The sequence below is a fragment of the Clostridium sp. UBA3061 genome (genome assembly GCF_002367465.1).
Classification (GTDB): Bacteria; Bacillota; Clostridia; order Clostridiales; family Clostridiaceae; genus Clostridium_J; species Clostridium_J sulfidigenes.
The window spans coordinates 163,759-175,839 of sequence record NZ_DFCF01000012.1; the positions used below are offsets into that span (position 1 = coordinate 163,759).

At 31.3% G+C, this 12,081-nt stretch carries 11 protein-coding genes; all 11 read left to right on the forward strand.

Annotation, left to right across the window (positions count from 1 at the left end):
• Positions 1-103 precede the first annotated feature (103 nt).
• The 11 genes from topA to ispG all read left to right on the forward strand — a co-directional run bounded on the left by topA (position 104) and on the right by ispG (position 12,070).
• Positions 104-2,188, forward strand: coding sequence for a type I DNA topoisomerase (gene topA / locus B2P65_RS11280; protein ID WP_346848361.1), 2,085 nt, complete (start codon positions 104-106; stop codon positions 2,186-2,188).
• Between the two features lie 232 nt (positions 2,189-2,420).
• Entirely contained in the window at positions 2,421-3,197 is a 777-nt protein-coding gene (gene codY / locus B2P65_RS11285; protein WP_035132780.1) for a GTP-sensing pleiotropic transcriptional regulator CodY, read from the forward strand.
• Between the two features lie 433 nt (positions 3,198-3,630).
• On the forward strand, positions 3,631-4,332 hold the full coding sequence (gene rpsB / locus B2P65_RS11290; protein WP_035132782.1) for a 30S ribosomal protein S2: 702 nt from the start codon (positions 3,631-3,633) through the stop codon (positions 4,330-4,332).
• Positions 4,333-4,460: 128 nt separating this feature from the next.
• A complete protein-coding gene (gene tsf / locus B2P65_RS11295) occupies positions 4,461-5,381 on the forward strand; it encodes a translation elongation factor Ts (protein WP_035132784.1) in 921 nt (306 codons plus the stop codon).
• A 192-nt stretch (positions 5,382-5,573) separates the two neighbouring features.
• Complete coding sequence (gene pyrH / locus B2P65_RS11300; RefSeq protein WP_035132786.1) at positions 5,574-6,296, forward strand: UMP kinase; 723 nt, start codon at positions 5,574-5,576, stop codon at positions 6,294-6,296.
• 17 nt (positions 6,297-6,313) lie between these two features.
• Positions 6,314-6,871, forward strand: coding sequence for a ribosome recycling factor (frr, locus tag B2P65_RS11305; protein WP_035132788.1), 558 nt, complete (start codon positions 6,314-6,316; stop codon positions 6,869-6,871).
• 90 nt (positions 6,872-6,961) lie between these two features.
• Positions 6,962-7,720, forward strand: coding sequence for an isoprenyl transferase (locus B2P65_RS11310; protein ID WP_414632285.1), 759 nt, complete (start codon positions 6,962-6,964; stop codon positions 7,718-7,720).
• A gap of 15 nt (positions 7,721-7,735) precedes the next feature.
• Positions 7,736-8,530, forward strand: a complete 795-nt coding sequence (locus B2P65_RS11315; RefSeq protein WP_346848363.1) for a phosphatidate cytidylyltransferase — start codon at positions 7,736-7,738, stop codon at positions 8,528-8,530.
• A gap of 260 nt (positions 8,531-8,790) precedes the next feature.
• Positions 8,791-9,945, forward strand: coding sequence for a 1-deoxy-D-xylulose-5-phosphate reductoisomerase (locus B2P65_RS11320; protein WP_346848364.1), 1,155 nt, complete (start codon positions 8,791-8,793; stop codon positions 9,943-9,945).
• A gap of 64 nt (positions 9,946-10,009) precedes the next feature.
• On the forward strand, positions 10,010-11,011 hold the full coding sequence (rseP, locus tag B2P65_RS11325; protein WP_346848508.1) for an RIP metalloprotease RseP: 1,002 nt from the start codon (positions 10,010-10,012) through the stop codon (positions 11,009-11,011).
• A 9-nt stretch (positions 11,012-11,020) separates the two neighbouring features.
• Complete coding sequence (gene ispG, locus B2P65_RS11330; RefSeq protein ID WP_346880168.1) at positions 11,021-12,070, forward strand: flavodoxin-dependent (E)-4-hydroxy-3-methylbut-2-enyl-diphosphate synthase; 1,050 nt, start codon at positions 11,021-11,023, stop codon at positions 12,068-12,070.
• Positions 12,071-12,081: the final 11 nt, after the last annotated feature.

Below are 12,081 nucleotides of genomic sequence, written 5' to 3' on the forward strand. Positions count from 1 at the left end.
GATGTAGAATTTTATATATAATAAAAAGATTATGAGAAATCTGCATGGTGCTTATAAATATGTAATAAAATAAAAAATTATAAGCTATAATGGAGGGGTTAGAATGGGGCAAAAATTAGTCATAGTTGAGTCGCCAGCAAAAGCGAAAACCATAAAGAAGTATTTAGGAAAAAATTATGTAGTAGAAGCATCTATGGGTCATGTAAGAGATTTACCTAAAAGTCAGTTAGGGGTAGATATAGAAAAAAATTATGAACCCAAATACATAACTATTAGAGGTAAAGGGGAACTTTTAGATAAGATTAAGAAGCAAGCTAAAAAAAGTGAAAAAATATATCTTGCTACTGACCCTGATAGAGAAGGGGAAGCTATATCTTGGCATTTAGCTAACATATTAAAAATAGACACTGAAGAGTCATGTAGAATAGAGTTCAATGAGGTCACAAAAAGTGCTGTAAAAAATGCCATAAAATCTCCAAGAAAGATAAATGAAAATGTATTTGATGCTCAACAGGCTAGAAGAGTATTAGATAGATTAGTAGGATATGAGATAAGTCCTATACTTTGGAGAAAAATAAAGTGGGGATTAAGTGCTGGAAGAGTACAATCTGTAGCTCTTAGAATAATATGCGATAGAGAAAAGGAAATTCAAGCTTTTGTACCAGAAGAATATTGGACTGTGGAAGCAAAAGTATCTAAATTAGCAGAAACAAAAACCTTTACAGTGAAATTGCATAGTAAAAAAGGGAAAAAAATTATTATAAATAAAGAAGAAGAAGCTAATAATATTATAAAAGTTGTACAGCAAGGTGAATTTGTGGTTAAAGATATAAAAGATACAGCTAAATCTAAAAATCCACTACCACCATTTACTACTAGTACTCTTCAACAAGATGCCTATAGAAAAATAAACTTTTCAACTAAAAAAACCATGGCAACAGCACAACAGTTGTATGAGGGTATAGAAATTAAAGGACATGGAACTATCGGTCTTATTACTTATATGAGAACAGACTCAGTAAGAGTATCAGAGGAGGCTCAGGGAGCTACTCTTGAATTTATAAAAAATATCTATGGAGATAAATATGCACCAAAGGTTAAAAGAGCTTACAAAGGTAAGAAGGGAGCACAAGATGCTCACGAAGCTATAAGACCCACTAATGTAGAGATTACTCCAGAAATTGCTAAGGAAACCTTAAGCAATGATCAATTAAAGCTCTACACTTTAATTTGGAATAGATTCGTAGCTAGCCAAATGGAGTCTGCAATAATTGATACTACATCAATTTCAATAAGCAATGGGGATTATTTATTTAAAGCTTCAGGATTTAAGGTGAGATTTGATGGGTTTACTAAAATCTATGCCACTGATAATGAAGATGAGGATGGAAATGCAAAATTACCAACTTTAAATACAGATGAAAAGTTAATAGAAAAATCTGTAGATGGAAAACAACATTTTACTCAACCTCCAGCAAGATTTTCAGAGGCATCCTTAGTTAAAACTTTAGAGGAAAATGGAATAGGTAGACCGAGTACTTATGCACCTACAATTACCACCTTATTAAGCAGGAAATATGTAGATAGAGAAAAGAAGGTATTATTTCCTACGGAATTAGGATTCATAGTTAATAATATAGTTAGTGAATATTTTAAACAAATAGTTGATGTAGAATTTACTGCTGAAATGGAAAGTAAACTAGACAGCATAGAAGAAGGAAATGCTAATTGGAAATCTGTAGTAGAAGAATTCTTCGTACCACTAAAGGAAGCTATAGAAATAGCCGAAAAAGAAATAGCTAAGATAACTATAGAAGATAAGGTATCTGACATACCATGTGATAAATGTGGAAGACTTATGGTGATAAAACAAGGAAGATTTGGTGAGTTTCTTGCATGTCCAGGATATCCAGAGTGTAAAAATACAAAGACCATGGCTAGAGAATTAGACGTAAAGTGTCCTAAGTGTGGAGGAAATGTTTTAGAAAAGAGAAGCAAAAAAGGTAAGATATTTTATGGATGTGGAAATTATCCACAATGCGATTTTGTAAGTTGGCATGAACCTACAGAAAAGAAGTGCCCTCAGTGTGGAAGTGTAATGGCTAAAAGGTATAGCAAAGCAAAAGGTGATTATTTAGAATGTATTAACTCAGAATGTAAACATAAGGAGTTAACAGATAATAAATAAAATGGGTTATATTAGTTAAAAATTACCTTGAAGTAAAATTTAATTTAAAAATAGGTTAAATATGTCGAAAATTAATAAAAAACATGTTGATAGAATAAATTCTATATGTTATGATGGTATATGGCAACGAAACAATTCTAAAATTTGTGAAAGAAAAGAATATTTTGAATTATTTAAAAGGTTGCAGTGATAAATAGCATTATGAAAAATGAAAAAAGAAGAAGGAGGAATAGTGATGTCATTATTAGAAAAAACAAGAAAATTAAACAAGATTTTACAAAAGTCAGGTTCAGAACCAGTAGTTTTTGATGATATATGTGAACTTCTAAGTGAAGTGTTAGATTGTAATGTATATGTTATTAGTAGAAAGGGGAAAGTTTTAGGATATAATCTTTCCTATGGATTTGAATGCGATAAAGTTAAAGAACAAGTAGTTGAAAATAAAAGATTTCCAGAGCAATATAATGCTAAACTGCTAAATATAGATGAGACAAAGGCAAATATGCCAAGCAGTGGTATTTGTGTATTTAATGGAGAAGTTCAATGTGACTTTAAAGATATGCTATCAACTATAGTTCCTATTAATGGGAATAGAGAAAGATTGGGAACTTTATTGTTATCAAGATTTTCTAACCAGTTTACTGAAGATGATTTAGTTATTGCAGAATATAGTGGTACTATTGTGGGAATGGAAATGTTAAGAGCTAAGACTGATGAAATAGAAGAAGAAGCAAGAAAAAAAGCTATAGTTCAATTAGCAATAGGAACATTATCTTATTCAGAGTTAGAAGCTGTAGAACATATATTTAACGAACTTGATGGTAGTGAGGGACTTTTAGTTGCATCTAAAATAGCAGATAAGGTTGGAATAACTAGATCTGTTATAGTAAATGCTCTTAGAAAGTTTGAAAGTGCTGGAGTTATAGAATCTAGGTCTTTAGGAATGAAGGGTACTCACATAAAGATTCTAAATGAGAAATTAATAGATGAATTAAATAAGCTTAAATAATTTAATACAATATGTAGAAAAATATTAAAAATAAAAATCCTGATAAAGGATTTTTATTTTTAATAAAGATGATTCTTTCAATACTCACATGTATTTTAAAAGTTTTCTAGGATACTATATGAATAGTTGTCTAGTTAAATAGTTAACTATTTGTTCTATCCATGCGGATTTCAGGGATTTATCTTTTAAAATTCTAGAATTAATATATATTAATTATGAAAAATTATAATTATTGTATTAACAGAATTTTAAATAATAAAAATTTAAAATTAACCTTGTTATTTAGAAAAAAATTTGTTGAACATTGATTTTCTATGTGATATAATACACAAGGTAAGAAAATACACACACTACTGAATTTATTAAAAGGTGCTTTAAGGAGTATTTAATAAAAATGATGGTAGTGGAGGAAAAAACCAGGAGGTATATTAAAATGGCAGTTATTTCAATGAAACAATTATTAGAAGCAGGTGTTCATTTTGGACATCAAACAAGAAGATGGAACCCTAAAATGGCTCCATACATCTTCACTGAGAGAAATGGTATCTATATCATTGACTTACAAAAAACAGTTAAGAAAATTGATGAAGCATATGATTTCATAAAATCAGTATCAGAAGAAGGAAAAGATATATTATTTGTTGGAACTAAAAAGCAAGCTCAAGAAGCTATCCAAGAAGAAGCTATCAGATCAAGCATGCATTTTGTAAACAACAGATGGTTAGGCGGAATGTTAACTAACTTCAGAACTATTAAAACAAGAATAGGTAGACTTGAAGCTTTAGATAAAATGGAAGAAGATGGAACATTTGATGTTCTTCCTAAAAAAGAAGTTATTCAACTTAAAAATGAAAGAGAAAAATTAGAAAAGAACCTTGGCGGAATTAGAAACATGGATGCTAAGAATATTGGAGCTTTATTTATAGTTGATCCAAGAAAAGAAAAAAATGCTATACTTGAAGCTAAGACATTAGGAATTCCTGTAATAGCAATAGTTGATACAAACTGTGATCCAGATGATGTTGACTATGTAATCCCAGGAAATGATGATGCTATAAGAGCAGTTAAATTAATAACTGAAAGATTAGCTGATGCTATAATTGAAGCAAGACAAGGTGAAGAAGTAGCTGAATAATATAGCAACTTTCTAAGTAAATTTCAAACAGCCTCATCTATGGTTGTAAAACATATGAAATTTTAAAGGTAGATGAGAGAGAAATCTTTCATTTACCTTTTTGTTAGGAAATTAAAGGAGGAATAAAGATGATAACAGCAGCAATGGTAAAAGAGTTAAGAGAAAGAACTGGATCAGGAATGATGGATTGTAAAAAAGCTCTTAGCGAAACAAATGGAGATATGGAAAAAGCAGTAGAAGTTTTAAGAGAAAAAGGATTAGCAGCAGCAACTAAAAAAGCTGGAAGAATAGCAGCTGAAGGTATAGTTACTACTTATATATCAGAAGATATGAAAATAGGTTCTGTAGTAGAAGTTAACTGTGAAACTGACTTCGTTGCAGCAAACGATGACTTTAAAGCATTAGCAGCAAATGTAGCTAAAATGGCAGCAACTACTAATGTAACTACTGTAGAAGGATTATTAGCAGAAAAATATGTTGGAGATGAAAGCATAACTCTTCAAGACGCTGTTACAGCTCTAATTGCAAAATTAGGTGAAAACATGTCTGTTAGAAGATTTGAAAAGTTTGTAGTTGACAATGGAATAATTCAAAGCTATATCCATGGAAATGGGAAAATAGGTGTTTTAGTTCAATTAGCTTGTGAAAAACAAGATGAAGTATTAAAAACAGTTGCTAAAGATGTAGCAATGCAAGTAGCAGCAGCTAACCCATTATTCTTAAACAAAGATCAAGTAGATAATGAATCTTTAGAAAAAGAAAAAGAAATTTACAGAGTTCAAGCTCTTAACGAAGGAAAACCAGAAAACATAGTTGAAAAAATGGTTATGGGAAGAATAAGCAAATACTACAAAGAAGTTTGCTTAGTAGATCAAGTATGGGTTAAAAATGGAGATTACACTATAAGCAAGTATCTTCAAGAAGAAGGAAAGAAACTTGGAGCAACTATGGAAGTTGTTAAATTTGCAAGATTTGAAAGAGGCGAAGGAATCGAAAAGAAAGAAGAAAACTTTGCTGAAGAAGTTCAAAGACAAATGCAAGGAAAATAATACAAGATAATATTAAAGAGAACCTAGGTTCTCTTTTTTTAAAATCTACATGTATTATAATAACTATATAACTAGAGAAAGTCATATTTATATTGAAGTATCTAATGTAATTTCTATGGTTAATTTTGGTTATTGGTTGGTAAAATACAAAAATATGGTGTAAATATATTGAGTTGGAGGTATAATATATATATGGAAACTGCGAAATATAAAAGAGTCATGCTTAAACTTTCAGGAGAGGCATTAGCGTCAGAGAAGGGGTATGGCATTGATTTTGATACAGCGAACACTATTGCTTTACAAATTAAGAAGTTAGTTGAAATGGGTGTTGAAGTAGGTGCAGTTGTTGGTGGCGGCAACATATGGAGAGGTAGAAGTGGTGAAGGCATGGATAGAACTACCGCGGACTATATGGGTATGCTTGCTACATGTATAAATGCTTTAGCATTACAAGACTCCTTGGAAGCTATAGGTGTTAATACAAGGGTTCAAACAGCTATTGAAATGAGAGAAATAGCAGAGCCTTACATTAGAAGAAGAGCAATGAGACATCTTGAAAAGGGAAGAGTTGTAATATTTGCAGCAGGAACAGGAAATCCATATTTCTCCACAGACACTACAGCAGCTTTAAGAGCAGCAGAAATAGAAGCTGAAGTTATTTTGCTTGCTAAAAAAGTTGATGGGGTATATGATAAAGATCCTCATAAACATGAGGGTGCAGTTAAGTTTAATAATTTATCTTATATTGAGGTATTAGAAAAAGGATTGCAGGTTATGGATTCTACTGCTACATCCCTATGTATGGATAATCAAATACCTATTCTAGTATTTGGTTTAGATGAGCCTCATAATATTATAAGAGCGGTAAAAGGTGAAAATATTGGTACTTTAGTATCATCTAATATATGTAAATAATTGATGGAGGTAATTTTATGGTAAAAGATATCATTAAAAATGCTGATGAGAAAATGAACAAAACTATTTTAAGCTTACAAAATGAGCTTGGAACATTAAAAGCTGGAAGAGCAAACCCTACAATGCTTGATAGAATATTAGTAGAAAGTTATGGAACAATGGTACCTCTTAACCAAGTAGGGAACATATCTGCTCCAGAGCCAAGAGTTCTTCTTATTCAACCATGGGACAAAAGTTGCATGAAAGATATAGAAAAAGCAATTTTAAAATCAGATCTAGGTATTAATCCTAGTAATGATGGTCAGGTTATTAGACTAATTGTTCCAGAATTAACTGAAGAGACTAGAAAAAATTTAGTTAAATCAGTTAAAAAATGTGGTGAAGATGCTAAGGTTGCTATCAGATCCATAAGACGTGATGCAAATGATAAGATTAAAAACTTAAAGAAAAATAGTGAAATCAGTGAAGATGAATCTAAAAAAGCTGAAGATCAGATTCAAAAAGAAACTGATAAGTTTATCAAATTAATTGATAAGGCTATAGAAGAAAAAGAAAAGTCAATAATGTCAGTATAATATGTAAGATAAAACCTGCAAATATTGCAGGTTTTATTATTATGTATTTGTGATATAATAGCATCATGATTACTTGAAATGGAGAGATATATTTTGGATATATTTAAGTTTAAAAAAGACGCAATTAAAGAAAAAATACAATTAGATATGGAGCGAATCCCTGCCCATATAGCTATAATTATGGATGGGAATGGTCGTTGGGCTAAACAAAGAAAACTTCCAAGAACTATGGGGCATAGAGCTGGTATGAAAAATATTAAAATGATGGTGGAGGAGTCTAGTAATCTGGGAGTTAACTATTTAACCTTATATGCTTTTTCAACAGAAAATTGGAAGAGAACAAAAGAAGAAGTGGGAGCTTTGATGGACTTAGTAGTAGAGTTTATAAATAAGGAATTTGAGGAGCTACATAGAAATAATGTGAAACTTAATTCTATAGGAGATATAAGTAAACTTCCTGAGAAATCAAAGGCTGCCGTAGAGGATGCAATGTATAAAACTAGAAATAATACAGGTTTAACTCTTAACATAGCCTTAAATTATGGAGGAAGAGATGAGATTGTAAAAGGGGTTAAAGAAATAGCTAAGGAAGTATTAGAAGGAAAGTTACAAATAGATAACATAGATGATAAAATCATATCAGACCATTTGTATACTAGTGGTATGCCAGATCCTGATATTATTATAAGGCCCAGTGGAGAATTAAGACTTAGTAATTATTTATTATGGCAAAGTGCTTATTCTGAATTTTGGTTTTCCAATATAAATTGGCCTGACTTTACAAAAGAAGATTTGAGAAGAGCAATTAGTGATTTTCAAAAGAGAGATAGAAGATTTGGTGGAGTATAGTAAGAGGTGAGGCAAATGAATAAAAGATATATAGGGGCAATGATATTAGCTCCTCTATTACTATTTATATTTTTAGGGGGGTATTTTTTAAAGATTTCTGTAGTTTTATTATCCCTTGGTGGAATGTATGAATTTTATAAGGTAAGCAAAGTGGATGGATATAAACCTATATCTATAGTAGGATATTTATTATGTTTACTTTATTATATCTATTTAGGACATGGATTTAATTTAAACGTTGCTGTGGGTGTATTTATCCTTGTAGTATTCCTTTTAATGATAGTTCCGGTATTTGATACTGATAGAAACTTCATTGATGTAGCATTGACCATATTACCTTGTTTTTATGTAGGCATATTTTTTAGTTTTATATTATTACTTAATAATATGGAAAATGGAAACTTCTTCATATGGCTTATATTTATATCCTCATGGGGATGTGATACTTTAGCTTATTATTTTGGTAGATATCTAGGAAAACACAAATTAAATCCAAGGGTTAGCCCTAAAAAAACCATAGAGGGAGCCATAGGCGGACTTATAGGAAGTATTTTAGGATGTACAATTTATGGATATATTATAACTAAATTTGGAGTAGTAGTCCCACTATATAACTATATGATAATTGGTCTATTAGGTGGAATTTTTGGACAGTGTGGAGACTTGGTGGCATCTTCAATAAAAAGACATGCGGGTGTTAAGGATTACTCAAATTTGATTCCTGGACATGGTGGTATATTAGATAGGTTCGATAGTATATTGCTAGTATCTGTGGTGGTATATTATTATATTAATATTTTTGTAGCGTAATTATAAGAAATTATTAAGGTATTATTAATTTAAGGGATTTCTCAAAAAATTTACAAGTCTTTAAGTACTGAGCAGGAAAAGGATAAGTGATCCTCGACATTTGCTTAAGATTAGTTTGTTTTGGGAAATCCCTTTTTAATTTTTGCTTCTTTAAAATTAATTTAGCTATTGGTATTAAAATTAATTTAATTATTAGTATTTTGTATTATTACATATTATAGGGTATAATGTTTTTAGATAAAATTAAAGGAGCGTTAACAGTGAAAAACATAAGCATACTTGGAGTTACTGGTTCCATTGGAACACAGGCGTTAGATATAATAAGAAATAAAGAAAATAAAGTAAACCTAATAGGGGTTACAGCTCATAGAAACTTTAAAGGATTAGTGGATATTATAGAAGAGTTTAGTCCAAAATATATAGGTATAACAGATGAGAAATGTTATGAAGCTATAAAGGAGTATTGTGAAAGAGAAAATAAACAAGTAAACCTATTTGGTGGAGAAGAAGCGCTAGAAAAAGTTGCTACTTTAAAAGAAATAGATACGGTTTTGACTTCTGTAGTAGGAATTGCAGGATTGAAACCAACTATTAAGGCTATTGAAGCTAAGAAAAATATAGCATTAGCTAATAAAGAAACCTTAGTAGTTGCTGGAGATATAGTTATGGCAAAGGCAAAGGAAAATGGTGTTAAAATTCTTCCAGTGGATTCAGAGCATGGAGCTATATTTCAATGTATTCAGGGTAATGAAAAAAAAGATATAAATAAGATAATACTTACTGCTTCAGGTGGGCCATTTAGAGGTAAAACTAGAGATGATTTGAAGGAAATTACCCCTAAAGAGGCTTTAAAACATCCTAAATGGAACATGGGAAGAAAGATTTCTATAGATTCATCAACCTTGGTAAACAAGGGATTAGAAGTTATAGAAGCACACTTTTTATTTGGAGTTGGATATGATGACATTGAAGTTATAGTTCATCCACAAAGTATTGTACATTCCATGGTAGAGTATAAAGATGGTTCAATTATTGCTCAATTAGGAAGCACAGATATGAGGTTACCTATCCAATATGCCTTAAGCTATCCTGATAGAAGGACAGCTATAGCAGATAAGTTAGATTTTAAAACCGTTTCAAGCTTAACCTTTGAACAGCCCGATATAAACACTTTTAGATGCTTAGAATTAGCATTTAAAGCAGGAAAACTTGGTGGTAATATGCCAGCAATTTATAATGGAGCTAATGAAATTGCAGTAGAATTATTCCTGGATGCAAGGATTAAGTATCTACAGATTGAAGAAATAATAGAAGCTGCCATGAATAAGTTTCCGCATGTGAAAAATCCAGATTTACAGCAAGTTTTAGACATAGATAAGCAGGTTAGGGAATATGTTTTAAAGAGATATGTATAAGTGAATAGAGTGGAAGGGGAGAAAAATATTGCAAAGTATTATAGGTAATATACCGTATTTTTTAATGGCTTTACTTGCATTTAGTGTATTAATTATAGGTCATGAGTTTGGACATTTTATAATGGCTAGAGTTAATGGTGTAAAGGTCCTCGAATTTTCCTTAGGTATGGGACCAAAGTTATTTTCTATTAAGGGGAAGGAGACAGAGTATCTTATTAAAGCACTTCCAATTGGTGGTTATGTAAAAATGTATGGAGAAGAAGATGATGTAACTGTAGTGGATGACAGGGCTTTTTCTAATAAGACTTCCTTTCAGAAGTTAACTATTGTAGCAGCAGGTCCTATAATGAATTTTATAATAGCTATACTATTCTTTAGTTTAGTAGGAGGTATTCAAGGACATTCTACTAACGTTGTAGATAAAGTAATAGAAAATTCACCAGCCATGGAAGTGGGAATAAAAGCTGGAGATAAGATTACAGAAGTCAATGGTAAGATGGTTACTACCTGGGAAGAATTTCTTACTGAGATTTTTACAGGAGAAGGAAAGCCCGTTAATATGGAAATAGAGAGAGAGGGACAAAAAATAAAATTTGATTTAGTACCATCCTATAATGAAGGAGAAGAAAGATTTCAAGTTGGGATATATTCTAAGGTTGTAAAGCCTAACTTTATTGAATCTATAAAATATGGACTTAATCAAACGGGAAGCACCATAAGACAGACCTTTGGTTTTTTTGGTCAACTGTTTAAAGGAAATGTTTCTGCTGATGATGTAGGAGGTCCTATAAGCATTATGAAAATTTCAGGAAGAGCTGCTCAGCAAGGAATTCTTACCTTATTAAATATTATGGCTTTATTCAGTGTTCAACTAGCAATATTTAATGTAATTCCCTTCCCTGCCTTAGACGGTGGATGGATATTTCTATTACTATTCCAGATCATAACTGGTAAGGAAGTAAATAAAGAAAAGGTTGCAACAATTAATTACTATGGATTTTTAGCATTGATGTCTCTTATGGTTTTGGTATTGCTAAAAGATATTATAAATCCTATTCAGTTTTAGGAGGAAATTATGAAGAGAAAAGAAACAAGAAAAGTTAAAGTTGGAGATATATACATTGGAGGACATTCTAGAATTACAGTACAATCCATGACTAATACAGATACAAGAGATGTATCCTCCACAGTAGAGCAAATTTTAAGACTTGAAGAAAGTGGTTGTGATATAGTAAGATGTGCAGTTCCCGATATGGAGGCTGCAGAAGCTATAAAGGAAATCGCAAAACAAATTCACATTCCTTTAGTTGCAGATATACACTTTGATTATAGATTAGCATTAAAGTCTATAGAAAATGGAGTTTCTAAACTTAGAATTAATCCAGGAAATATTGGTGACATAAGTAGAGTTGAGATGGTGGCGAAAGCTGCAAAAGAAAGAAATATACCAATAAGGATTGGGGTTAACTCTGGATCTCTAGAAAAAGAAGTTTTAAATAAATACGGTAGAGTGTGTAGTGAGGCTTTAGCAGAAAGTGCTCTTAATCATGTGAAAATTCTAGAAGCAGTAAATTTTGAAGATATAATCATATCTATAAAATCTTCTGACGTAGTTCAAATGATAGAGGCCTATAATATAGTTTCTAGTAAGGTTAATTATCCGTTGCATATTGGAGTTACAGAGGCAGGTACCACATGGAGAGGTACTGTTAAATCTAGCGTAGGTGTAGGAGCACTTTTAGCACAGGGCATAGGAGATACATTAAGAATTTCCCTTACAGGAGATGTGGTTGAAGAAGTTAAGGTGGGAAGAGAAATATTAAAATCCCTTGGCATGTTAGAGGATGGAATAAAATTTGTATCTTGCCCAACCTGTGGAAGAACTCAAATAGATCTTATTAGTATAGCAGAAGAAGCCGAAAAAAGATTAAGTCACATAAATAAAAATATAAAAGTAGCTATTATGGGATGCGTAGTTAATGGGCCAGGAGAAGCTAGAGAAGCAGATGTAGGAATAGCTGGTGGTAATGGAGAAGGTCTTATCTTTAGAAAAGGTGAGATTGTAAGAAAAGTAAAAGAAGAAGATTTACTGGATGAATTGATTAAGGAGATTGAAAGTTTATAGATAGGAGGAAT